This window comes from Halomarina pelagica (assembly GCF_024228315.1).
Lineage (GTDB): Archaea > Halobacteriota > Halobacteria > Halobacteriales > Haloarculaceae > Halomarina > Halomarina pelagica.
The window spans coordinates 143,733-168,579 of record NZ_CP100455.1; the positions used below are offsets into that span (position 1 = coordinate 143,733).

Annotated in this window: 22 protein-coding genes; 14 read left to right on the forward strand and 8 right to left on the reverse strand. The window is 64.6% G+C overall.

Annotated features, from left to right (window positions below):
* The first annotated feature begins 5 nt into the window (after nt 1–5).
* Genes NKI68_RS19185 through NKI68_RS19215 form a run of 7 tightly spaced genes read left to right on the forward strand, consistent with a single transcriptional unit; the run spans nt 6 to nt 7,549 of the window.
* Nucleotides 6–1,442 (forward strand): extracellular solute-binding protein, encoded by a 1,437-nt coding sequence (locus NKI68_RS19185; protein ID WP_254546908.1) that lies wholly within the window; start codon nt 6–8, stop codon nt 1,440–1,442.
* A 24-nt stretch (nt 1,443–1,466) separates the two neighbouring features.
* On the forward strand, nt 1,467–2,408 hold the full coding sequence (locus NKI68_RS19190) for a carbohydrate ABC transporter permease (RefSeq protein WP_254546909.1): 942 nt from the start codon (nt 1,467–1,469) through the stop codon (nt 2,406–2,408).
* On the forward strand, nt 2,401–3,273 hold the full coding sequence (locus NKI68_RS19195) for a carbohydrate ABC transporter permease (protein WP_254546910.1): 873 nt from the start codon (nt 2,401–2,403) through the stop codon (nt 3,271–3,273). Before NKI68_RS19190 ends, NKI68_RS19195 begins: the two co-directional genes overlap by 8 nt.
* A 1-nt stretch (nt 3,274) precedes the next feature.
* Nucleotides 3,275–4,558: a carbohydrate kinase family protein gene (locus NKI68_RS19200; protein ID WP_254546911.1), complete on the forward strand. Its 1,284-nt coding sequence runs from the start codon at nt 3,275–3,277 to the stop codon at nt 4,556–4,558.
* A 2-nt stretch (nt 4,559–4,560) separates the two neighbouring features.
* Nucleotides 4,561–5,718: an ABC transporter ATP-binding protein gene (locus NKI68_RS19205; RefSeq protein ID WP_254546912.1), complete on the forward strand. Its 1,158-nt coding sequence runs from the start codon at nt 4,561–4,563 to the stop codon at nt 5,716–5,718.
* Between the two features lie 2 nt (nt 5,719–5,720).
* The gene (locus tag NKI68_RS19210; protein WP_254546913.1) at nt 5,721–6,752 is read left to right on the forward strand and encodes an alcohol dehydrogenase catalytic domain-containing protein; all 1,032 of its coding nucleotides are present in this window, start codon (nt 5,721–5,723) and stop codon (nt 6,750–6,752) included.
* Nucleotides 6,749–7,549 (forward strand): class I fructose-bisphosphate aldolase, encoded by an 801-nt coding sequence (locus NKI68_RS19215; RefSeq protein ID WP_254546914.1) that lies wholly within the window; start codon nt 6,749–6,751, stop codon nt 7,547–7,549. The genes NKI68_RS19210 and NKI68_RS19215 overlap by 4 nt, the downstream gene beginning before the upstream one ends.
* Nucleotides 7,550–7,618: 69 nt before the next feature.
* Here the strand turns inward: NKI68_RS19215 and NKI68_RS19220 are convergent, their stop codons facing one another.
* From NKI68_RS19220 to NKI68_RS19240, 5 genes are all read right to left on the reverse strand, one after another.
* Entirely contained in the window at nt 7,619–8,398 is a 780-nt protein-coding gene (locus NKI68_RS19220; RefSeq protein ID WP_254546915.1) for an SDR family NAD(P)-dependent oxidoreductase, read from the reverse strand.
* A 1,360-nt stretch (nt 8,399–9,758) separates the two neighbouring features.
* Nucleotides 9,759–10,523: a LamB/YcsF family protein gene (locus NKI68_RS19225; RefSeq protein ID WP_254546916.1), complete on the reverse strand. Its 765-nt coding sequence runs from the start codon at nt 10,521–10,523 to the stop codon at nt 9,759–9,761.
* Between the two features lie 148 nt (nt 10,524–10,671).
* Nucleotides 10,672–10,920, reverse strand: a complete 249-nt coding sequence (locus NKI68_RS19230) for an acetyl-CoA carboxylase (protein WP_254546917.1) — start codon at nt 10,918–10,920, stop codon at nt 10,672–10,674.
* A gap of 146 nt (nt 10,921–11,066) precedes the next feature.
* Nucleotides 11,067–12,038: a 5-oxoprolinase subunit C family protein gene (locus tag NKI68_RS19235; protein ID WP_254546918.1), complete on the reverse strand. Its 972-nt coding sequence runs from the start codon at nt 12,036–12,038 to the stop codon at nt 11,067–11,069.
* Nucleotides 12,035–12,940, reverse strand: coding sequence for a 5-oxoprolinase subunit B family protein (locus NKI68_RS19240; protein ID WP_254546919.1), 906 nt, complete (start codon nt 12,938–12,940; stop codon nt 12,035–12,037). Before NKI68_RS19240 ends, NKI68_RS19235 begins: the two co-directional genes overlap by 4 nt.
* Before the next feature lie 257 nt (nt 12,941–13,197).
* Here NKI68_RS19240 and NKI68_RS19245 point away from each other — a divergent pair, with 257 nt between their 5' ends.
* Complete coding sequence (locus tag NKI68_RS19245; protein WP_254546920.1) at nt 13,198–14,559, forward strand: acetyl-CoA carboxylase biotin carboxylase subunit; 1,362 nt, start codon at nt 13,198–13,200, stop codon at nt 14,557–14,559.
* 124 nt (nt 14,560–14,683) lie between these two features.
* On the forward strand, nt 14,684–16,012 hold the full coding sequence (locus NKI68_RS19250) for an aspartate aminotransferase family protein (RefSeq protein WP_254546921.1): 1,329 nt from the start codon (nt 14,684–14,686) through the stop codon (nt 16,010–16,012).
* A gap of 59 nt (nt 16,013–16,071) precedes the next feature.
* Here the strand turns inward: NKI68_RS19250 and NKI68_RS19255 are convergent, their stop codons facing one another.
* Entirely contained in the window at nt 16,072–17,562 is a 1,491-nt protein-coding gene (locus tag NKI68_RS19255; RefSeq protein ID WP_254546922.1) for an amidase, read from the reverse strand.
* A gap of 195 nt (nt 17,563–17,757) precedes the next feature.
* Nucleotides 17,758–18,459 (reverse strand): helix-turn-helix domain-containing protein, encoded by a 702-nt coding sequence (locus NKI68_RS19260; protein ID WP_254546923.1) that lies wholly within the window; start codon nt 18,457–18,459, stop codon nt 17,758–17,760.
* A 103-nt stretch (nt 18,460–18,562) separates the two neighbouring features.
* On the opposite strand from NKI68_RS19260, the gene NKI68_RS19265 reads away from it, so the two are divergent.
* From NKI68_RS19265 to NKI68_RS19285, 5 genes are all read left to right on the forward strand, one after another.
* Entirely contained in the window at nt 18,563–20,293 is a 1,731-nt protein-coding gene (locus NKI68_RS19265) for an ABC transporter substrate-binding protein (RefSeq protein ID WP_254546924.1), read from the forward strand.
* Nucleotides 20,294–20,359: 66 nt separating this feature from the next.
* Nucleotides 20,360–21,316: an ABC transporter permease gene (locus NKI68_RS19270; RefSeq protein WP_254546925.1), complete on the forward strand. Its 957-nt coding sequence runs from the start codon at nt 20,360–20,362 to the stop codon at nt 21,314–21,316.
* Nucleotides 21,317–22,234, forward strand: a complete 918-nt coding sequence (locus NKI68_RS19275; RefSeq protein WP_254546926.1) for an ABC transporter permease — start codon at nt 21,317–21,319, stop codon at nt 22,232–22,234.
* Complete coding sequence (locus tag NKI68_RS19280; RefSeq protein WP_254546927.1) at nt 22,231–23,382, forward strand: ABC transporter ATP-binding protein; 1,152 nt, start codon at nt 22,231–22,233, stop codon at nt 23,380–23,382. Before NKI68_RS19275 ends, NKI68_RS19280 begins: the two co-directional genes overlap by 4 nt.
* Entirely contained in the window at nt 23,382–24,533 is a 1,152-nt protein-coding gene (locus NKI68_RS19285) for an ABC transporter ATP-binding protein (protein WP_254546928.1), read from the forward strand. The genes NKI68_RS19280 and NKI68_RS19285 overlap by 1 nt, the downstream gene beginning before the upstream one ends.
* A 148-nt stretch (nt 24,534–24,681) precedes the next feature.
* On the opposite strand, the gene NKI68_RS19290 is transcribed toward NKI68_RS19285, so the two are convergent.
* Entirely contained in the window at nt 24,682–24,837 is a 156-nt protein-coding gene (locus NKI68_RS19290) for a hypothetical protein (RefSeq protein ID WP_254546929.1), read from the reverse strand.
* Nucleotides 24,838–24,847: the final 10 nt, after the last annotated feature.

The window sequence follows — 24,847 nt, forward strand, 5'->3', positions numbered from 1 at the left end:
CGGCGATGACAGATAACCAGAGGTTCCACATCGACCGTAGAGACTTCCTCCGTGCCAGCGGCGCAGCCGGTATCGCCGGCCTCGCAGGATGCGCCGGCGGAAACGGCGGTGGCGGTACCGCGACGGCTCCGAAGGACGTCGAACCGGCGAAGAAGATCAATTTCATCTCGGAGTCGACGCCGCCGAGCGTTGCGATCAAACAGACCACGGATCAGTTCAAAGAGGAGACGGGGATCGAGGTCAACATGACGCTGGTCCCGTTCAACAACTATTCAGAGAAGGTAGCCTCGGACCTCAACAGCAAGTCCGGCAACTACCACTCGTTCTACGTCGACCCGTACGTGGTCGGAGCGAAGTACTACCCGCACCTCCAGCCGCTTGACGTCTACGCCGAATCCGACGATTACGTGGACGTCCCTAAGGGTGTCGGCGACTTCATCCAGAGCCACGTCGACGCCTGCGGCCGGTACGGCGACGGAAACATCCGCGCGTTCCCGTATGACTGCCCCACGATGATGTGGGTCTATCGCGACGATATCGTCCAGAAGTACAAATCCCAGGCAGAGAGCGATCTCGGCTTCCCGTTCGAGCCCGGCAAAGAGCGTACGTGGGAGGAGTACTTCCAGATGGCGAAGTGGATCAACGAGAACGTCGACGAGGTGCCCTACGGTACCGGTCACCAAGCCAAGCAGCACGACTCGCTGCAGTGTGACTTCCACAACGTCTTCTGGGCGCACGGCGCGGAGGACATCGAGGGATACAACGGGATGCCGAGCGACAAGGTGAAGGAGGGCGCGAAGCCTCAGTTCTCCGCCGAAAAGGGCATCCAGGCCGCGAAGTTCTACGACAAGCTCGTCGACATCGCCCACCCGGGGTCGACGACGTGGACGTGGTCCGGCGTCGGCCAGGCGTTCGCACAGGGCAAGATCGCGATGGCCCCCGAGTGGCACGAGTTCAACGCCATGTTCGCCAACCCCGACGAGAGTTCGGTTGCCGAAAACGTTGGGTGGTCGCTCCTGCCGCAGGCTGACAAGCGCTCCTCGAACATCTACGGTGGGTCCGGCATCGGTATCAACAAGTACGCCTCCGCGGCGGAGAAGAAGGCCGCCTGGAAATTCATCGTCTGGGCGACGTCGCCCGAGACGCAGTTGAAGATCCTCAAGCGGACCGGCGGCACGCCGACGCGCACATCGGTCTACCAGATGGAGGAGGTGAAGCAGGCTGCGAGCAAACCGACCGAGAAGAGCAACTATCCGAACGTGGTCCCCGACGTTCAGCAGGCGTGGAAGGCGGAGAACGTCGGCCTGCGTCCGCACATCCCGCAGTGGCCCGAGCTCGACAAGATCCTGTACACCGAAGTATCGAAGATGGTAAACGGCGACACGTCCCCGACGAAGGCCATGGAGGCCATCGACTCGGGCTGGTCGCAGACCATGCAGTGACTCACGTGAGCAACACACGAAGCCATGGCTACGCAACAGCAATCAGAGATCTACGTCGGCGAGGAGCCGGACGCCGACTCCGGCGTCTTCGACAGGCTCCCGGTCTCCTTCGAGGTACTCCTGCTGACACCCAGCATCCTCGTACTCGCGGTCCTCAGCATCGTCCCGCTGGTGGCGCTGCTCTGGATGTCGGTGATGGAGATCAACTTCCTGCCGAATCACGAACCGACGTTCGTCGGCCTCCAGAACTACCGCCAGATGTTCAACGCGACCGTCGCCCACTCGTGGCGGGTGACGGCCGTGTACGTCGGCGGCGCGCTCACCCTGCAGATCGGCCTGGGAACGTCGGTCGCGGTGCTGCTCGACCGCGTCTCGAAGGGCGAGAACCTCTTTACGAGCGTCATCATCATGCCGATGATGATCGCGCCCGTCGTGGTCGGCCTGCTCTGGCAGTTCCTGTTGGACCCGTCGTTCGGGCTCTACACGTGGCTGCTCAACCAGGTCGGCCTGTTTACGAGCGCCCCCATCCTCGGCTCTCAGCCGAGCGCGCTCGTCGCCGTCATCGTGATGGATACGTGGGAGTGGACACCGCTCGTCGTCCTCATCGTGCTGGCCGGACTGAAATCGATTCCGCAGCAACTGTACGAGGCGGCTCGCGTCGACGGCGCGACGTTCTGGACGGAGTTCCGGTACGTCACGCTCCCGATGCTGAAGCCCGCGCTCGCCATCGCACTGCTCCTCCGCTCGATGGACCTGATGCGCTACTTCACGAAGATATTCATCACGACCGGCGGCGGCCCGGCGAGTTCCACGAAGATCATCGGCTTTCTCGTCTACGAGCAGTCGCTGCGCTTCTACAACCTCGGCTACGGGTCGGCGCTCGGCATCGGGATGCTCGTCGTGACCATCCTGCTCGGGATATTCTTCGTCGAGACCGTCATGGGAGGTGCCGGCGACGATGAGTAACGCCGATCTCCCCGGGGGCAACGCGCGCGACGGCCGGAGCCTCCGCCAGCGGACGCGGACGGTCGTCCCGTACCTCGCGTTGGGGCTATTCGTCCTCTGGACGGTCGTCCCCATCGCCTGGATGCTGCTGTCGTCGTTGAAGCTTCGGACCAACATGTTCCAGATGCCGCCGAAGCTCTTCTTCGACCCGACGCTGAAGTACTACCGAGCGCTTCTGTTCGGTGCGAACCCGCTGACGAAGTACCTCGTCAACAGCGCCATCGTTTCGGTGTCGGCAGCGTTCGTCGCCGTCTCGCTCGGAACGCTTGGTGGGTACGGGCTCTCGCGCATCGACGTCAGCGGCAAGAAACACCTGGCGTTCTGGATTATCAGCACGCGGATGGCACCCATCGCGGTCGTCATCGTGCCGCTGTACTTCGTGTACAACTACGTCGGCCTCTTGAACACGCGAGTCGGCCTGATCATCGCGTACACGACGTTCAACCTCCCGTTCGCCATCTGGCTGATGCGATCGTTCTTCGACGAGATTCCGCGTGAACTCGAGGATGCCGCCCGGATCGACGGTGCGACGCGCTGGCAGGCGTTCCGCAAAGTCGCGCTGCCGCTCGTACTACCGGGGATGGGTGCGACGGCGATCATATCGATCGTCTTCTCGTGGAACGACTTCCTGTTCGCGCTCATCTTCACGAACAACCAGACCCAGACGATCCCCGTGGCGGCGGCGCAGTTGATCACGCAGACCGGAACCCTCTGGGGCCAGGTGATGGCGATCGGCGTCGTCATCCTCGCGCCGATGGTCGCGTTCGGAATGATCGTCAAGAACTACCTCGTGAGTGGGCTGACGATGGGGGCGATGAAGCAGTAACATGAGCGAGCTAGAGGCCACTCGCTGTTCGACGTGCGCGTCTCCCCCCGAACTCGACGTCGGGGACGAGGCGGTGACCGTCGGTGAGTGGAAGGCTTCCCAGGAGGAGTACGAGGCGCGGGAAGTGAGGTTGCGAGAGCGAGAGGCGCGAACGGAGACACACGACATGGACGACGAAACGGCGACCCACCTGGCGGACTGTCGCGATGCGCTCCCGGCGGAACCGGACCGCGGTCCAGTGGCCTTCGGCTTCGACGGCTTCGTCGACAACGTCAGGGAGATGGTCGACAAACGGGACAGCCCGGACAGCTACGTCCGGCTCGATCGGTTGGAGACGTTCGGCGAGCGCGTCTGCACCTCTGCGGCCTCGGACACCTCGTTCTCGAACGAGTGGGTGCAGACGGGTACCCGCTGTGGCGGCCACGTCGCGCACCTCTCGCGGGCGTTCGGGCGACTCGGCTACGAGCCGACGCTCGTCGGAACGTTCGGCGAGCCAATCCGAGACGAGTTCCGCGAGGAGTTCGCCGAGTACCGCACGTTGAGCCTCGGCGAGCCGACGATCACCGACGCCGTTGAGTTCGACGACGGGAAGATCCTGCTCCAGGACACCGGCAGCCAGTCGACGCTGGACTGGGAGACGATCCGCTCGTCGGTCGGACTGGAGACGCTCGCCGACGCCGTCGACGGAGCCGAGATACTCGGCCTCGGCTACTGGGCCAACTTGCCGCTGCTGCCGACGATACTCGACGGCGTCCGCGAGGAGCTCTGGCCCGTACTCTCGGACCCGCCGAACGGGGTATTCGTCGATCCGGCCGACGTCCGACAGCTCTCTGCGTCTCGGCTCCGGACCGGACTGGAACCGCTCCGTCGACTCGACGACGTAGCACCGATCACCTTCAGCGCCAACCGCGGCGAGACAGACGCACTGGCGAGGCTGACCGGCGTCGACGCCGACGTGCGCTCGTTCCGTCGCACGGCCGCGATGGTCCGCGAGGCGCTCGGAGTGACTCGATTCGTGGGGCACTCGCCGGTCGAATCAGTGCTCGCTGATGGAGAATCGACCTATCGCGTGGCGGTACCGCGAACGAAGTGCCCGGTGCTGACGACCAGCGCCGGGGATCACTTCAACGCGGGGCTGCTACTCGCGCGACAGAACCAACTCGAAGGCGGCGCGGCGCTCATCGTGGGTAACGCGCTCTCGGGATGGTTCGTCCGACACGGCGAACCACCGACGTACGACCAGTTACGGTCGTTCGTCGACACATACGAAGACAAGTTCGACTAATCATGGGACGAATTGCACTCAACGACGTACGGAAGACGTTCAACGATGGGGAAATCGTCGCCGTCGACGGCCTGAACCTCGACATCGCGGACGGGGAGTTCCTCGTCCTCGTCGGGCCGTCCGGCTGCGGCAAATCGACGACGCTCCGGATGGTCGCCGGACTGGAGACCGTCACGGGCGGAGACATCACGATCGGGAGCAGGCGTGTGAACAACCTCGACCCGCGCGAGCGGGACATCGCGATGGTGTTCCAGAACTACGCGCTCTACCCCCACATGTCCGTCCGAGAGAACATGGGTTTCGGTCTGCGCCTCTCGACGGAGCTGTCGGACGAGGGGATCGAGTCTCGCGTCGAGGAGGCCGCCGAGATGATGGGTATCGAGGGGCTCCTCGACGACCGGCCGAAGGAACTCTCCGGCGGTCAGCAACAGCGGGTCGCCCTCGGTCGCGCCATCGTGCGCGAACCGGAGGCGTTCCTCTTCGACGAACCGCTGTCGAACCTCGACGCGAAGCTCAGAACCCACATGCGGACGGAGATAACCCGCATCCAGCAGGAACTCGGCGTGACGTCGATCTACGTGACGCACGATCAGGCCGAGGCGATGACGATGGGGGACCGCATCGCTATCCTCGACGACGGCGTCCTCCAACAGGTCGGCGCGCCCAACGAGGTGTACAACCACCCGGCGAACCGCTTCGTCGCGGGCTTCATCGGCTCTCCGAGCATGAACTTCCTCGACGTCGAGGTGCGGGAGAAAGACGGCGGGCAGTACCTCGTTTCGACGGCCGGCGAAGAAGTCCTCTCGTACCCTCTCCGCGAGATGGAGGCGCGGTTGAACCTCGAAACTGGCCAGCGACTCGACCTCGGCGTCCGACCGGAGGACGTCGTACACGTCTCCGACGGACGGGGTGACGAGCGGGTGCAGCGGGCCGACGTCGAAGTCGTCGAACCGATGGGGAGCGACAACTTCCTCTACGTCGAACTCGCTGGCGAGGAGTGGACCGCACGTGTCGACTCCGACTACGAACCCGAAGTGGGCGAGACGTTCGAGTTCACGTTCGAACCGAGCGTGTTGCACCTGTTCGACGAAGCCGGAACGACGATCAAATCTCAGGGCGAGAGCGACGACGCCATCCACACGGAGTCGGTCGCACTATGACGATGCGCGCAGCAGCACTCACCGACGTCGGAAAGATCGAAGTACAGGATCGCGAACGACCGGAACCGGAGGCTGACGAGGTGCTCGTGGAGGTCGGGGCGACCGGCGTCTGCATGACGGACTTCCACATGTACCACGGCTCCTTCGAGGTACCCACGCCGCTCGTCCTCGGCCACGAGAGCGCGGGGACCGTCGCCGCCGTCGGCGATGACGTCGAGAGATTCGAGGTCGACGACCGCGTCGCGATGAACCCCGTCGTCCCGTGTAACGCCTGCTCGGCGTGCAAGCGCGGCGACACGCACCTCTGCGAGAACAACACCTCGATCGGCGGTGCGGGCGAGACCATCGTCGATGGTGCGTTCGCCGAGTACGTCCGCGTACCCGCGACCAACGTCGAGGACGTCGGCGACCTGCCGTTCGAACGGGCCGCGCTCGCCGAACCGCTGGCGTGCTGCGTCCACGGTGCGGACCGGAGCGGCGTCGAACAGGGCGACAGCGTCGCCCTCGTCGGCGCGGGGCCGATCGGGCTCATGCTCCTGCAGACGCTGCGGAACCGCGGTGCTGCTCCCATCGCCGTCTCCGAACTCGATCCCGACCGGCGCGAACTGGCGCGCCGACTGGGGGCGGATGTCGTCATCGACCCGACCGAACGCGACCCCGTCGAGGCGGTCCGCGAGGAGATCGGCCTCGTCGACGCCGGTATCGAGGTCGTCGGCAAGGTGGCGACGATCCAGCAGGCCCACCAGATGACCGCTAAGGGAGGTAACACCCTCATCTTCGGCGTCCCGGATCAGGACGCAGTGATGGAGATCAACCCGTTCGACGTCTACTTCGAGGAGATCGACCTGCGCGGCACGTACGCGCTAAATCAGGAAAGCTTCGAGCGCGCGGTGACGCTTCTCCGCGAGGGACGCATCGACGCCGAGGCGCTCGTCTCCGAGGAGATCGGACTCGACGAGATTCCGGCGGCATTCGACCGGATGGCGAACGCCGAGGGACTGAAGAAGCTGGTCATCCCGGGACGGTGCGAATGAGCGAGTTCGACTTACTCGACACAGAGTCGGGCAACGCCGTCGTCGTCGCCCTCGATCACGGCATCGGGATGGGTGCGGTCGAAGAGTTCGAGGATCCAGCCACGACGCTGGAGGCGGTGCTCGAGGGTGAGCCCGACGGCGTCCTCGTCGGTCCGCACTTCGCACGACGGTACTCCGACGCGTTCACCGCCTCCGACGCGGACGTCCTAGTGACGGCCGACTTCGTCGCGCCGTCGAGTCAGCCGGGCGAGAACGTCGGTCCGTGGGTCCAGACGCCCGCGTTCGACACCGACCGTCTGCTGGCGTGCGATCCCGTCGGGGTGAAATCGGTCCTCGCGTTCGGTCGCCACGACCGCCGCGCGTTCGAGCGCAACGTCGACTACATCTCGGCGCTGGCGGACGAACTTGACGGCACAGGCGTTCCCCATATCGTCGAGACTGTCATGTGGGGAAAGGAAATCCCTGCGCGCTTCGAGACGGACGCCCGCTACGTCGCCAACGCGTGCCGGATCGGTTGGGAACTCGGCGCGGATATACTCAAAGTTCCCTACACTGGCGACGTCGACAGCTTCGAACCGATCGTTAGCGACGCGCCGGTCCCGACGATGGTCCTCGGTGGCCCGTCCTCCGGATCCGTGCGCGCCACCCTCGACGACGTGGCGGGCGCGATGGCAGCCGGCGCTCGCGGACTCATCGTCGGCCGGAGCATCTGGCAGACGGAGGACCCGGCCGCGGTGGTCGCCGCCCTCCGCGACGTCGTCCACCGCGGAGCGTCCGTCGAGTCGGCCTGGGGCTGACTCGGCCCGGTATTTTCAGCTCGATCGGCCGGAACCGCGATTCGATGGACGATTCTCAGGACGACTCGGTTAGCGGACGGTGTACCCGCCGTCGATCGAGATGGACTCACCGGTCACGTACCACGACGCCTCCGACGCGAGGTAGACCGCAAGCGGACCGATATCTTCCGGTCTTGCCATCTCGTCTAGCAGCATCTGCCGACGCCACTCCGCGGCCATCTCTGGGTCGGTTTCGAGCACCTCCTCGACGAGTTCGGTTCGGACGTACCCTGGGTTGATGTTGTTCACGCGGACGCCGTGAGTGGCCCACTCGGAGGCCAACTGGTTCTTCAGCCCTTCGACGCCCGCCTTCGATGCGTTGTACCCGATCTGCGGCTGGGGGTGGTTGGCGACGAACGCCGAGATCGAGGAGACGTTGATGATCGATCCCCCGCCGTCGGCGATCATCCTCCGGCCGACGTGTTTCGAACACGAGAAGACGCCCGTAAGGTTGATATCGACGACGCGGTGCCACTCGTCGAGCGTCATCTCCTCTGCGGGGGTGTTGATCGTGATCCCCGCGTTGTTGACGAGGACGTCGACGTCACCGAACGTCTCGACTGCTGTCTCGACCATCGCTTCGACCGCCGCCTCGTCGGTGACGTCCACGGGGATGGCAATTGTCTCTGCGCCCGTCTCTCGGGCGATGGCCGCGGCCGCCGCTTCACTCGCGTCGCGGTCTCGATTCGCCACGACCACGTCGGCCCCCGCGTCGGCGAGCGCGCGCGCAATTCCGTTTCCGATCCCTCTATTTCCGCCGGTGACGATGGCAGTCTCCCCGTCGAGACGAAACGCGTCCTCGATCGACATACGCCCTGAACTCGTTAATGCCTGAAAAACATTCCGCGTGAAACGTTCTGCGTATCAGGTCTCCGGTTCTACGCGGTGGGTGACTCGGAGTCGCTCCATTTGCGTTACCTGTCTGGCTTCTCGTTCCGCCGTCGAACCTTCGAAGGTGATCGAATAGTTCTAATATTAATTACTCGGTTATCTGAAGTGGTACCGCTCCAATAGCGTCGGGTCCTAACGATATGTTGCAGGGGATAGAAATGGGAACACTACACGAGAAGTTGGTACGGTAGCGATGGTTAGCGCGTTGCCCGGGACCACACGATTCCAGGCTAGGTTTCTATGCGTGTCGACTGCTCGATTGCCGGGAAATAGAGCACGACGGGGCCGCCCAAGCGCCGAGAATTCGGTGGGGGAGTAACGCCGCTCATCTCAAAGCTGTGAGTCGCACGCCGTCGTTTCCTACAAACGTACGATGGTCGTCGACCGGCGGTGTATCTGTATCGTTCACGTCTGCGTATATAATCACTCAGTATCCCGCGTCAAACTGTCGTACGGACGGCTCTGGCCGTATGTGCACTAACAGCCGCGAGGGTCGTGGAACCCGGCAGCATATAATGGTACGTCAGTTCGTGTCAACATCAGCGGTTCGGGGTCTCGATTTGGGCCAGCTGTATCCACGGAAAGCGAGGTGATGCTTCCACCATCGACCCGAGGATAGACGCTAGGCCCGCGAGTAACGCGTCGAAGACGCGATTCCGATGCTCGCGTGCCGTCTAGATCGTCGAACCAGACACGACTGTCGCTCGACCGGTCAGGCTCTAAGCGAGGTATTACTTCTAATCGTACTGCGGCTGGCATCGGCATGACCACAGATCAACAAGGGAGAGACGTGGCGTGTTACGTGCAATCCGTGTTTCACTGACCAGAAAACGGATGCCGAGAGGGGGAAAACGGGAGGCGTCGGCAGACGAGGACAGGACGGTACTGATACTCTCCGTCCCCGGTCTCCAGTAGGCCGATGGGAATCAGTAATTGGTCCCCCCTCCATGGACTACGGTTCGCCGAGGTGCCGCCCGCTTCCGGTCATTGACTCACAACCCGGTCGCGGGCCTCGTCGGCATATCACGCCTGCTGACGCCCCTCCACTCCTGCTTCAGCACCCAAGTGATGTCATAGGTCAATCTATTTTTTACTCAGAGAGACTCCGTATCGGACGGGGGTTTTAACCGCCGGCGGCGGCGGGCGGCCGGCGTTCCAGCTCATCCTCTCGCCGCCGCTGATCGCGGGGCGGGACGACCTCGAACGGGGGCTGGCGGTCCTCGACGACGCCATCGCCGCGACCTTCGAGAACTGAGCGCGGGAGTGGCGGACTCCCGCGCTATCGGACCAGTTCGTCGAGGCGCGTCAGTTCGATCGCCTCGTCCTCGAAACGCGCGTGGATCGTCTCGAGTATCTCGACGGCGTTGGGCGTATCGCCGTGGATGCAGATGCTCTCCGCCGGGACCTCGATCGTCGTCCCGTCGGCCGCCTCGACTTCCCCGTGTCGGGCGATACTGACGGCTCGATCGGCCACCAGTTCGGGATCGGGGGCCGCCTTCGTCCGCTCGACGATCAGGGTCCGGTCTGGACGGTACTCGAGGTCGACGTACCCCTCGAAGACCGCGTCGAGGTCGTCGTACTCCCGGGCGGTCTCGTAAATGTTCGTGTCGGTGGCGAGGTAGATCAGGTCGGGGTCGACCTCGAGGACCGCCTCGATGACGGCCCGGGCGTGGTCGTCGCTCTCCGAGAGCATCGAGTACATCGCGCCGTGGGGCTTTACGTGCTGGACGGTGACGCCCATCCACTCGGCGAACCCCGCGAGCGCCCCGAGCTGGTAGACGACGTAATCGCGCACCTCCTCGGGCGTCGCGTCCATCTTTCGGCGTCCGAACCCCATCATGTCCGGGAGGCCGGGGTGGATGCCGACGCCGACGCCGTGGCTCTCGGCGAGCGCGACCGTCTCGCGCATCACGTGCGGGTCGCCCGCGTGAAAGCCGCCCGCCACGTTCGCCGAGGTGATGTAGGGCATGACCTCCTCGTCCCGCCCCATGGTGTAGTTCCCGAAACTCTCCCCCATGTCGCAGTTGATGTCTATCGCTACCATACGGGATGATCTGTAGCGGTCGTCTTGTATCTTCTGCGGCGGGGGAGGCAGTCGCCGTCCGGTGGTCGTGATCCGGACGTCGTCGGTCGTCCCGACGGGAACCGGGAGGGTCGTACGCCGGTCGTCGGGAGGGTCGCCCGATCGGAACTCAGTCGTCGGTCGTCAGTTCGATCAGTTCCCGGCCGGCTTCGATCTCCGACTCGTTCTCGACGAGGATGTCGGTCACCGTCCCGTCGCGGGGGGCCGTGATCTCGTGGAAGTTCTTCATCACGCCGACGAGCCCGACTGTGTCGCCCTCGCTCACCTCGTCCCCGACCTCGACGAACGAGGGATCGTCCGGGCCCGGCCGTCGATAGAACACGCCGGGCATCGACGCCGTCAGGTATTCCGTCGCCATACCTCGCACGTGGGTGTCGTACTACTTACCCTTACCGACGGTTCGCCGGATTTCACGGGGGACGCGCCCCCTCGACGGCGGTTTCGTCTACCTCGACCTCGCGGGCAGTTGACGGAGTGGACGTGGGAGATCCCGCGCCGGGGACGTCACCGTTCGAGCGCGTCCCGGATCGCGTCGAGGGCCTCGCGTCTCGCCCGGCGAGCGTCGAGGGCCTCCTCGACGGTCACGGATTCGAAGTGGACGGTCTCGTGGGTGCGCCGCTGGGCGAGCAGATCGCGGTCCGCGCTGATCACCGTCCCGACGGTCGCGTAGCCGCCGCCCGTCACGGCGTCGCGCATCAGGACGATCGGCTTCTGGGGGAGCTGGATGGAGCCGATCGGATAGCCGACGTCGACGACGTTCGAGGGGTCGGTCCCCGCGCCGAAGGGCTGTTCGCGTTCGACGAACTCGAGTTCGGGACCCTCGAGGCGGTATCCCACCCGGTCGGCCTCGGGGGTCACCGTCCAACCGACGTCGCAGAGCTCCTCCCTGCTCTCGTCCGTGAGCCGGTAGTCACAGAGGCCGACCACGATCCGGAGCGCGTCGCCCTTCCCGAAGTCGCGGAGGTGCGCCTCGGGGGCGCTGTTGCCGACGACGGCGTCTGGGGACGCGCCGTTCTCGCCGGTGGACAGGGCGTCACCCGCCTCCAGCGTGCGCCCCTCGTGGCCGCCGATGCCGACCAGCGTGTACGTCGAACGGCTCCCCATCACCTCCGGGACGTCGACGCCGCCGCTCACGGCGAGGTACGTTCGCGCGCCCTCCGTGGTGAACTCCGTCTCGAGTTCCTGTCCGGCGTCGACGCGCACCGCCTCGTGCATTGGGACGTCCTCGCCGTCGAGCCGGGCAGGCATGGGCGCGCCCGCCAGGGCGACGACGCACTCCTCGTCGAACCGGAGGTCCGCCCCGGCGTAGGTCATCTCGAGGGTCGCCGCGTCGGGCTCGTTGCCGACGAGCGCGTTCGCCACCTCGTGGGAGAACCGATCCATCGCCCCCGAGGGGGGCACCCCGATGTGGTAGTGGCCGAACCGGCCGAGGTCCTGGACGGTCGTCGAGATCCCGCCGTCGAGGACGTCGATCATCGGGCGAGCACCTCCGTGAGTTCCTCGTTGTACTCGTGTGGGGCCTCGAAGAACGCCTCCGGCGTGAACTCGACCTCTTCGATGGCGTACTCGTAGGTGCCCTCCTCGACCTCCTCGCGGATCGCGTCGTACGTCTCGCGGTCGATCCGTCGGTAGTTCAGGATGTCGCCAGGGTTCGGGAACACCATCGAATCGCGGAAGTCCGGGAGCCGCTGGTCGACGTCGAGCACTTCGATCGGGGTCCGTCCGTACAGCTGATAGCCGCCAGCGCCCTGAACCGGGTAGACGACCGAGAACGCGCCGCCGAACCCCACCGCCCGGCTCGGCGTGGCGGTCCGCGGTTGCACGTACTTGGGGACCTCCAGCTGCTCGCTCCGCGGCACCATCTGGAAGCACCAGGGGAGCCCCGGGACGAACCCCACCATCGTGACCATGTGAGGCGAGCCGACGAACGCGTCGACGAACGCCTCGGCCGTCTCGAAGCCGTTGATGCGGGCGGAGTACTCGAGGTCCGTCGCGTCGGGGTCCTGGTGGCGATCGCGGAACTCCATGAGCGTCTCGTGCGTCCACGGATCCCGAAACAGCACGGGGACGTCGACGACGCGCGTCTCCCAGGAGTACTCCGAGATGTCGGTTCCGGCGGCGATCTCCCGCAACTCGTCGACCATCGCCTCGGGGTGGACGACGTCCGGATCGAACCGCACCATGTAGGAGGCGTTCGCCGGGCAGATTTCGATCACGCCCTCGACGTCGCGCTCGGCGATCTGCTGGGTGATCGCCATCGCCCGAAAGTTCGCGTCGAAACTCATCGCCCGGTCGAGTTCGACGAACACGTGGTCGTCGCCGCCGAACTCGTACCGCGGCTCCGGCAGTTCCGTTCGCTCGATTCGCGCTTCGCTCATAGATCCGTGCGAAGGGACACCAAGGGATATATTAACGGTGCCGGTGGCCGGCACGCGGCCGCCCGCCCCCTGTCTCACCTCCACCGTCCTGACGATAGCCGACATCACGGTCGCTCCCTTCGGTCGCTCTCTGATCGCGTTCGCTTCCGCTTCGTCTGCGGGCGACCACGGTCGCTCGCGTCACTCGCTCCCTGATCGCGCTCGCTAACGCTCACGCGACCACCGTCGCTAAGTAACGGCGACGCGTTCTCCGAACGATGTTCGGCAGGGTACTCATCGCCAACCGGGGGGAGATCGCGGTACGAGTGATACAGGCCGCAAAGGAGCTGGGAGTCGAGACGGTCGCCGTCTACAGCGACGCCGACGAGACGGCGAAGCACGTCCGCCACGCCGACGTCGCCCGGCACGTCGGTGCGTCCGTCGCCAGGAAGAGCTACCTCGATCAGGCGGCCATCGTCGAGGCCGCCCGCGAGACGGACGCCGACGCGATCCACCCCGGGTACGGCTTCCTCGCCGAGAGCGAGTCGTTCGCCCGTCGCGTCGAGGAGTCCGAGGTCGCCTGGATCGGCCCGCCCGCCGACGTGATGGCCGACTTCGGCGAGAAGACGAAGGCCCGGGCGATCATGAAGCGGGCGGGCGTCCCGGTCGTCCCGGGGACGGACGACACCGTCGACTCGCCCGACGAGGTGCGGGCGTTCGCCGACGAACACGGCTACCCGGTCGCCATCAAAGCCGACGGCGGCGGCGGCGGTCGCGGGCTGAAGGTCGTCGAGCGCGACCGCGAGGTCGAAGACCGACTGGAGGCGGCGCGGCGCGAGGGGGAGGCGTACTTCGACAACCCGGCGGTGTACGTAGAGAAGTACCTCGAGAACCCACGGCACATCGAGGTGCAGGTGCTCGCGGACGCCCACGGAAACGCGAGACACCTCTACGAGCGAGACTGCTCGGTGCAGCGCCGCCAGCAGAAGCTCATCGAGGAGACGCCGTCCCCCTCGCTCGACGACGAGACGCGCGAGGAACTCTGTGCGGCCGCCAGTCAGGGTATCTCGGCGGCGGGATACGTCAACGCCGGCACCGTCGAGTTCCTCTACGAGGCCGACGGGAACGGCGCTGGCGACTTCTACTTCCTCGAGGTCAACGCCCGCATCCAGGTCGAACACCCGGTCACCGAGGTCGCGACGGGCATCGACGTCGTCAAACAGCAGCTTCGGATCGCCGCGGGCGACGAACTCGACTTCGATCAGGAGGACGTCGAGCCCCGCGGTGCAGTCATGGAGTTTCGTATCAACGCCGAGGACCCGTACGACGACTTCGCGCCCACGCCGGGGACGCTGGAGACCTACCGGCGGCCGACCGGGATGGGCGTCCGCGTCGACGACGGCGTCGATCAGGGGGACGCGGTCAGTCCCTTCTACGACTCGCTCGTCGGAAAGTACGTCGTCTCCGGAGGGGACCGCGACGAGGTGCTCGCCCGGAGCCGGCGCGCCCTGGGCGAGGCGGACGTCGAGGGCATCTCGACGACTATCCCGTTTCACCTCGCGGTGCTCGATGACGACCGGTTCCGCGAGAACGAACACACGACGAAGTACCTCGACGAGCAGTTCGACGGTTTCGAGTGAACGGTACCCGCCGGGAGGCGGCCGTTCGTCGCCGAGCGGTCCGGGCGGATCGCCGGTGGCGCGGCGTCAGACGACGGTCGAGCCACCGGCATCGTTACCCGATCGCGCCCCTATACAGGAGGCCATGACCGATCGCGAGACGGATTCGGCGACGTCGAACGACGAGGTGGTATCGCGCTACGACGAGTACGTGATGCCCGTCTGGAAGTCGCTCAACGTTCCGCTGAAGCGGGCGGAGGGATGCACCGTCGAGGACTTCGAGGGCAACGAGTACCTCGACCTCTTCTCGGGGATCTCGGTGACGAACGCGGGACACAACGACCCGGACGTGATCGAGGCCGCACGGAACCAGCTCGAGGAGTTCGTACACGGCTGTTCGTACGTCCATCCCAACGAGCCGGTCGCGGACCTCGCCGAGGAACTGGCCCGGATCACGCCCGGGGACCTCAAGAAGACCTTCTTCTGTAACTCCGGCACGGAGGCCGTCGAGGGGGCGATCAAACTCGCCCGGAAGTACACCGGGAGCAAGGAGATCGTCTCGCTGGAGATGGCCTTCCACGGACGCACCCTCGGGAGCCTCGCGCTCACCGGCAACAGGGGGTACAAGCGTCACATGGCACCGACGATCAACGACGTCTCGCACGCCCCCGCGCCGTACCAGTACCGGTCACCCTACGGCGACCGATCCCCACGGGAGTTCGGCGAACTGGCGGCGAACGAACTCGAACGGGTCATCGAAACCCACACGAGCGACGACGTCGCCGCGATCGTCGTCGAGCCGATCATGGGCGAGGGCGGGATAATCGTCCCGCCGGAGGGGTACCTCCCCCGGGTGAAGGACGTCGCGCGCGATCACGACGCCCTCCTGATCCTCGACGAGGTGCAGTCCGGGTACGGACGAACGGGGTCGATGTTCGCCTGCACGCAGTTCGACGTCGTCCCCGACGTCATGGCGCAGGCGAAGGGCATCGCCAACGGACTCCCGCTCGGCGCGTTCACCGCCACCGCGGAGATCGCGGACGCGTTCGACCCCGGCGATCACTTCTCGACGTTCGGCGGAAACCCGGTGGCGTGCGCGGCGTCGCTCGCCACGATCGAGGCGTTGGAGGACGGTCTCGTCGACAACGCCCGGGAGCAGGGTGCGTGGCTCGAAGACGAGTTCGCCACACTCGACGACGCGTTCGAAGTCGTCGGCGACGTCCGCGGTCGCGGGCTGATGTGGGGCCTCGAGATCGTCACGCCGGACGAGTCGGGTCCGGTGGGGGTCGCACCGAAGCCCGCACCGAAACTCGCAAAGCGACTGACGGAGCGCCTCCGAGAGGACGGCGTCATCGTCGGCGTCGGCGGGTTCTACGGCAACGTGATCCGGATTCAGCCCCCGTTGTCCATCACCCGGGAACAGCTCGAACGGGCGGTCGAATCGCTCCGTGACGCCCTCGAGACGGAGAGGTAGCGACCCCGAACGCGGACGCGGACCGGGAAGCGCCGTCGTCGTTGGCAGGGGAAACCCGCTCAGAGCGGTGGAGCGGTCTCGGGGGGCCGTCGACGGTCCGCCGTCTGCTCGAACGAGTACCCCAGTTCGACGAGCCGGGCCTCGTCGAACGGCTTGCCCAGGATCTCCATCCCGACGGGGAGACCGTCGTCGGTGAACCCTGCTGGTACCGACATCGCACAGCACAGCGACTGCGAGGCGATGATCGTGTTCGTGGGGAACGTCATCGTCGCGTACTTCTCCTCGCGAATCTCGTCCTCCGTGGGGGGAACGACCTGGACGTCCGGATACACGATCGCGTCGAGGTCGTGCGCGGCGAAGACGTTCAGGATCTCGAGCTGGAACGCCCGCTGGGCGTCGAGTCGCTTCCAGTACTCGAGGTGGTCCTCCAGGTCGTCCGGGCCTTCCTCCGCGAACGCGACGAACAGGTCGAGGAGTTCGTGGTAGTCGCCGTTCTCGTACAGTTCGTCGACCGAGTCGACCGGCCCGTCGATCTCTTCGAGGAACTGGTCGATGTCCCGCTTCGACTGGAGGACGTACAGCATCGTGTCCTCGAGATAGCCGGACAGGTTCGGGATCTCGACGGGATCGACGAGTTCGGCACCGGAGTTACGCATGGTCACGATCGCCTCGTCGACGACGCGCGTGACCGGCGCGGCGGCGGGGTCGTCCTCGTCGCCGAACCCGTCGCGGAGGACCCCGATCCGCGAACCGCGCAGCGCGTCCGCCCTGAGGTGGTCCACGTACGAACCGTGGACCGTCGCGAGTTCGGTCTCGGCGGTGAGGGCGTCGTTCTCATCGTACCCGACGAGGACATCCAATAGTTGAGCGGTCTCTCTGACCGTTCGGGTCATCGGGCCGGCGGTGTCCTGGTGCGAAACGAGCGGGTTCACCCCCGAGCGGCTGATCAGCCCGGGCGTCACCCGGAACCCGACGAGGTTGTCGAACGACGCGGGCACTCTGATCGACCCGCCGCAGTCCGTCCCGATCCCGACCGCCCCGAGGTTCGCGGCGACGGCGGCTCCCGTCCCGCTGCTCGATCCGCCCGGGTCGCGGGCGAGGTCGTACGGGTTCTTCGTTCGCCCGATCGCCGAGGAGAAACCGAACCACGACGTGGCCCAGTCCGGCAGGTTGGTCTTCGCGAGGACGATCGCCCCGGCGTCGCGCAGGCGTCGGACCGCGTCCGCGTCCTCCTCGGCCACGTACTCCGCGAAGGTCGCCGACCCGAACGTCGTGGGCATGTCCGCCGTCTCGAGCGCGTCCTTCACGAGGACGGGGATCCCGTGGAGCGGACCCACGAACGCCCCGTCCCTGGCGAACGTCTCGTCGAGTTCGTCCGCGCGATCGACCGCGGCGTCGTTGACCTCGATGATGGAGTTCAGTTCGGGCCCGCTACGGTCGTAGGCCTCGATCCTCTCGAGGTAGTGCTCGACGAGCGCTCGGCTCGTGAGGTCACCGGACTCGAACGCTCGGTGGAGTTGATCGACGGTGGCTTCTTCGATTTCGACCATCGTACCCGTGTCCACGCCTCCAGATAGCATAATCGTTCGTTACGAATAAACGGGCGTCCAGCGGTCAGATAGTAGTCACACCGAGACGAAAGCTATCGAGGAGTCGGAGGTCGGTCACGTCACCGGACGAGGGTGCGAGGCGGGCGGGACGACGGTTGTAGTGGCGGCAGCCGAGTCGACAAACGCCGGACCGGGTCAGTCGTCCGTAGGGGTGAACAGTCGCTGGCCGATCTCGGTGAACAGCTTGTTCTCCGCCTTCTTGACGTGCTCCCACGCCGTGGACGGGTGGAGCTCGAGGACGTCGGCGATGTCCTCCATCGTCGTATCCGACTCGTTTTCGTAGTAGCCGAGAGAGAGCGCGGTTTCGAAGGCGGTCTGCTGGCGGGACGTGAGATTCGAGAGAAGCGCAGTGAACTCCATTGCCGTGTCGCTGTTGAGTTTGCCGATGTTCGTGCTCCGGTAGAGTTCGATATCGTTGTCGAGGGTTTCGATCGTGGAGATGAGTTCGTGGATCCGACTCTTCTCCTCTGTGTAAACGATCCAGTTTTCGACGCCGTTCTTGACGCTGATCGTGCTGTGCTGGTAGCACCCGCTCGTGTTGACAATCTGGAGAAGACTCGGATTCTCGTCCTCGTAGGTTATCTCACACGAGAAGTACTCGCCTCGACTGTCACCCTCCGAGACTCGCTCGAACTTTTCGACGATGTCGTGATCGCGAAACTCGACCGCGAACCGATCGATGTGGTCTGGCTGCCCCCGCAGACACAGGAGGCGCTTTGCGTGCCCATCTGAGACCTGTGAGCGCGCGAGGTTCTGGAGGTGAACGTCCGGATTACGCGCACTTGTATCCGAAACCGGACAGCCGTTGTGTCGTATCGCGAGTAACGCTTCCCACATGGTGTCGTGACACCCATTCTCACAGACCTATATGAACATTTCCTGAGCCCGGTATATTTGGCCGTAACCTTTTCCAAACCCAATTATAACGGGTACCGGAACCATGACAGAGGTTGACAGATCCGATCTCGAAGGGCGGAAGGTCGATCGACGGACGACGCTCAAACTCTTTGGAGCAGCCGGGATGCTCGGCGGCGTCGCGAGCCTCGCCGGGTGTGCTGGAGGTGACCAGAGCGGGAGTGGAAACAATCCCGATCAGGCAGCGAAGGCGAGCGCCGGCGGAACGATCGAAGCGGGCTGGGCGATCGACGAGGTCGAACTCCTCGACCCGCACTACGTCGATCTCTGGCATCAGATCACCATCTTCTCGAACGTCTTCTCCGGGATCGTGAAGGTAAACGCGAAGGGCGAGATCGTCGGTGATCTGGCGTCCGACTGGACGCTCCCCGACGATCAGACCTACGAGTTCACCATCCGCGAGGGGGTGACGTTCCACAACGGCGATACGCTCGACGCAGGTGCGATCAAGTGGTCGATCGAACGGCTGATGGGGCTCGACGACTCGCCCCACGTCGGGAAGGTCGCTTCCGTCGAGAGCGTCGAAGCGCCGGATCCCACGACGCTCCGGATCAACCTCGAACAGCCGACGGCACCGTTCATCACGTTTCTCACGCGCGGTCCCGGACGGGCGGGTACCGTCGTCAACAAGACCGCCGTCGAGAAGGATCCGGAGCGCTACAAGCGCTACCCGGTCGGCAGCGGTCCGTTTAAGGTCGAAAAACGCGAGACGGGGGAGTTCCTTCAGCTAGTCAAGTTCGAGGAATACTGGGAGAGAGACGACGAAGGGAACGCGCTCCCGTACCTCGACGAGATAAGGATCAACCTCATTCCCGAACCGAGCACGATGTGGACGGCGCTCAAGACCGACGAGATCCAATACACGGACGAGGTACCCCCGCAGAACGCGCGCCTCTCGAAGAAACTCGATTCGATCACCGTCACCGGGACGGCGGCGGGTGAGTGGTCCGCCATCGCCCTACTGTGTAACGATCCGGCATCGGAGGAGTGGAAAGACAAGCAAGCGTTGGCGAGCGGCAACGAGGAACCGACAGACTACTGGACGGGCAAGGAGATCCCGACGACTGATAGGAGGGTTCGTCAGGCGATCGCGAAGGCGATCGATCGCAAGGACCTCGTGAAGAAGGCTTACTTCGGCTACGCGACGCCGGCCCACTCACTCTTCAACCCCGCGATGGGGATATACTACCAGGAAAAGCCCGAGAACGCGCAGGTCCACGACCCTGAAGGCGCGAAGAAACTGCTTGACGAGGCGGGCTACACCGGGAAGCCGCGCTTTACTGCCCGGTTGCTCGGTACGCCCGCCGACAAGCGGATGATGACCGTCGTGAAACAACACCTGAGCGAGGTCGGCATCGAGATCGAACTCGACGTCCAGCAGGAGTCGTCCTACTGGGACAACATCTACCTGTACAACCATATGACGGCAGTGTACGGCGGTGGCGGCGACATCGATCCGTGGATGTCGTGGTGGAAGCAGTTGAAGACGCCGGAGGAGGACAGCTCCGCCGGTGCCTGGCAGAAGAACCTATTCTCGAACGCCGAATTCGATAAACTACTCGAGCAGTCGTTCGTGACGCCGAAACCGGAAGAACGCCTGAAGATCGTCCGGCAGGCCGAACAGATCTTCCTCAAAGAGGCCCCGTTCGCGATGACGACCTTCCCGCTGACTCCTAAAGGAGGAAGCACGAAACTGAGGGACGTCGGGAACCAGATCGGCCTGAGTAACTTCCACCGGGCGTACGTAGAACGGTGACCGCAGTAAGAAGATGACTGCTCCCACCACACAAACCGAACCCGCTGTGCGCCACGGAGGTATCACATGGGAATGAAACGCTACGTCGGAAAGCGAATCGCCCACGCGTTCGCCGTCATCTACGTCGTGGCGACGATCGTGTTCTTCGCCGTACGGGCGATCCCGGGCGACCCGGCGCGAGTACTGCTCGGCGGTGACGCGAACGCGGAGGCGATCCGTGCCCTGCGACAGGAAATGGGGTTGAACCAGCCCCTGTACGTCCAGTACCTGCGGTGGATGGGCCGGATTCTAACCGGCGATCTGGGGACCTCGATCTTCTCGAACCAGCCGGTTGCGGACCGACTACTGGGCGTGGCCGAGCCGACGCTGAGCATCGCCCTCGTCGGCATCCTGATCGCGTTCCTCATCGCGCTTCCCGCAGGAATCGTGAGCGCCGTCCATCGCTACCAGTTCGAAGATTACGTCGCGACGGTGATCGCCTTCCTCGGCATCAGTATGCCCGGTTTCTGGATCGGGATCGTGCTCCTGCTCGTCTTCGCCGATTACGTCAACCTGCTTCCCGCGTTCGGATACGTCTCAATCAGCGAGGGCGTGGTCCCCTGGTTCCAGCACGTCATCCTGCCCGCCCTGGCCGTGGGGCTCCCCTATGGCGGTATCCTGATGCGAATGACGCGTTCGTCGATGCTCGAGGTTCTCAACGAGGACTACATACGGACGGCGCGAGCCAAAGGACTGAACGGACGGCTCGTTCTGTTCAAGCACGGCCTCCAGAACGCGCTCATCCCCATCGTGACGATCGCCGGCATCCTGCTCGGCGTGCTGTTGGGCGGCGTCGTCGCGGTCGAGATCGTCTTCGGCATTCAGGGGCTCGGGCGGCTGTTGATCCGGTCGATCGAGCGTCGCGACTTCCCCGTGATCCAGGGGGCAGTCATCCTCATCTCGTTCGTGTTCGTGTTCATGAACCTCGTCGTCGACATCCTCTACACGGCGATCAACCCGAAGATCCGGTACGGGGGTGACTGAATGTCGACGAAAGAGCGCGTCCAACGCACGCTCGGTTACGACCCGGACAGGGGTCGCGTGTTCGGCATTCGAACCGACCTACTCGAACGGTTCACCCGAACGCTGGAACGGGACCTGCGCGCGCAGATCGGCTTCGTCATCGTGGTCCTGTTCGTGCTGGCGGCGGTGTTCGCGCCCGAACTCGCGCCCTACGATCCGATGGCCCAGAAGTACGGGCTTCTCACGCCACCGGATCTCGCGAGCGCACATCCGCTCGGTACGGACTCGTACGGCCGTGATCTGCTCTCGCGGCTGATGTACGGTGCGCGAATCAGCCTCGCCGTCGGGTTAGGAGCGGTGCTGTTCGGCGCCGTCGTCGGCATCGTGATCGGGATGGTCGCTGGCTACTACGGTGGGTGGATCGACGACGTGCTGATGCGGGCGGTCGACGTCATGTGGGCGTTCCCGTGGCTGTTGATCGCCATCATGCTGGTCGCCATCTTCGGTCAGGGCTTCTGGAACGTCCTCGTCGCGGTCGGGTTCGCCTACATCGACGACTTCGCCCGACTCGCGCGCGGCGAGGTGTTGTCGATCCGTGAGGAGGAGTACACACTCGCGGCCCAGAGCATCGGCCTGGGGGACGTGGAGATCATCTTCGGCGAGGTTTTCCCGAACACGGTCGCGCCCCTGATCGTCCAGTTCACGGTGTTCACCGCCCGGGCGATTCTCGCTGAAAGCACCCTCTCGTTCCTCGGGCTGGGTGTCAAGCCCACCACGCCGACGTGGGGTGCGCTCCTCGGACAGGGGCGCGGCTTCATCACGCAAGCGTGGTGGATCTCGATCATCCCCGGTATCGCGATTATGGTGACGGTGCTCGGCATCAATCTCTTCGGTGACGCGCTTCGCGACGCGTTCGACGTCAAGGAGGCGGACGCATGAGCGAACCGCTGCTCGAAGTGGAGAACCTTCGGACTCGCTTCGAGACCGAAGGGGGAACAGTAAGTGCGGTCGACGGTATCAGCTTCGCGGTCGAACCCGGTGAAGTCTTCGGGATCGTCGGCGAATCCGGGAGCGGAAAGAGCGTCGCCGCGCTGTCGTTACTCGGACTCGTCGATGCGCCGGGCGTCGTCGAGGCGGACACGATCCGATATCGCGGCGAGAACCTGCTGGAGAAGACGGAGCGCGAGTTCCAGCGGATCCGCGGGGGCGAGATCAGCATGGTGTTTCAGGATCCCATGAGTAGCCTCAATCCCGTGATGACCATCGGCGAGCAGATCGCCGAGGTCGCCCGCCATCACGGCGACCTGGGTGAGTCTGTCGGATTCTGGAGCGAGATGAGACGGAAGTATCTCGGAGGGACGCGTTCGGAAAGTCCGTCGTGGCGACGAGCGGTCGAACTGCTCGAGATCGTCGGGATTCCGGATCCCGAGACGCGTGCCGGGGAGTACCCCCATCAGCTCTCGGGCGGCATGAAACAGCGCGTGATGATCGCCCAGGCGCTCGCCGGCGATCCGTCGCTGATCATCGCGGACGAGCCGACGACCGCCCTCGATGTAACCATCGAGGCACAGATCCTCAACGAGTTGCTCGACCTCCGCGACGAGTTCGGCGTCTCCGTCGTCCTCATCACACACGACCTCGCCGTCGTACGCGAGACGTGTGATCGGGTGGCTGTGATGTACGCCGGAGAGTTGATGGAAACGGCCGCGACGGATGCGCTGTTCGAGCACCCGCGCCACCCCTACACCCGGGGACTGCTTCGGAGTATTCCGAAGGTGACCGACGAACGAGAGTGGCTCGACACGATCGAGGGGAACGTTCCGAGCCTGGTAAACAAGAAACCGGGCTGTCCCTTCCGCGAGCGGTGCGATCGGGCGTTCGAGCTGTGCGAGCGACCGCTGATCGGGCACGAAGGGAGCAACACGGATCACACGGTATGGTGTCACCTGTACGATGACAGCGTCGAACTCGAAGACGGTGAGGTCGTATCGATCGACGAACAGCGAACCGCACCACCCAAGAAACGGGACGCGGAATCAAACGGTGCCCTGTCAGAGGCATCCGCAGAACTCGGGGGTGAAGATTGATGAGCGGTAATTCGAAATCGACGGGTCCGTCCGACGCGTCGGCCCACGAGCCGTTACTCGACGTCGAGAACCTGAAAAAACACTTCGCGGTCGAACAGGGCATTCTCGATCGCACGTTCGGCGAGGAGAAGTGGGTCCACGCCGTCGATGGCGTATCGCTCTCGCTCGATCGGAACGAGACGATCGGTGTCGTCGGCGAGAGCGGTTGCGGGAAGAGTACGCTCGGTCGCACGCTCGCGCGGCTGTACGAGCCGACCGCAGGGACCATCAGATTCGACGGTGGGGACATCACGACCGCCTCAGGGAACCGATTGAAGGCGCTCCGGAAGGACGTCCAAGTGATCTTCCAGGACCCGCTCTCGTCACTCAACCCCCGGAAAACGGTCGGCGAGATCGTCGCCAAACCCCTCGAGGTACACGACATCGCGACCGGCGAGGCGCTGGAAGAGCGCGTCGACGAACTGTTCGAGGAGGTGGGTCTCGATCCGAGTTACCGCGACCGCTACCCTCACGAATTCTCCGGGGGACAGCGTCAGCGTATCGGCATTGCGCGGGCTCTGGCGGTCGAACCGAAACTCATCGTCGCCGACGAACCGGTTTCGGCGCTCGACGTGAGCGTCCAGGCGCAGATCATCAACCTGATGAAACGGCTCCAACGGGAGTACGGGCTCTCGTATCTGTTCATCGCCCACGATCTCAGCGTCGTCAAGCACGTGAGCGATCGAGTCGCGGTGATGTATCTCGGAAAGATCGTCGAGTCGGGACCGACCGACGAAATCTTCGAGAAGCCTGTCCATCCGTACACTAAGGCGCTGTTGAGCGCCATTCCGAGCGTCGAGGGAGACGGCTCGAGGCGAAAGACGATCCTCGAGGGGAACCCGCCGAGTCCGATCGATGTGCCCTCGGGGTGTCCGTTTCACACGCGTTGTCCGGAGTACATCGACGGGGACTGCGAGGCGACCGAACCAGAGCCGATGGTCGTGGGCACTCCGAGCGGTTCGGAGGACCGCCGTTCAAGCGAAGCTCTCAGCGATTCGTCGACCGGTGCGAGGGACCATCGAGCCGCGTGCCACTGGGTGACTAGACCTCCGGGGGAGCGCCGTCGGCAGGATCCGTATTCCCCGAACAGGGGAGAGGGTACGGACACGTAGGCGACGCCGGACCGAAATTCCACGACGCCGACCTACATTCCCCCTCTCGGACCGCCGTAGGATCGTGAACGGACGACGAAGTACCTGCACTGAGGCCACTCGTGACGCGTACGCGGACCAGGGTTCCCGCGCGCGCGGACACCGTCGGTTAGCGTCGACCGATGACGTTCGTACTGCCGCACTCGGGACACTGCGTCATCGTCCCCAGCGGCGGAACCTCGACGCGCCCCCACGTGCTATCGCCGGCCGGCGCTTCGAACCCACACCGCAGACAGCGTGACGTGATCGTGTCGACCGTGGTCATAGTCGACGGT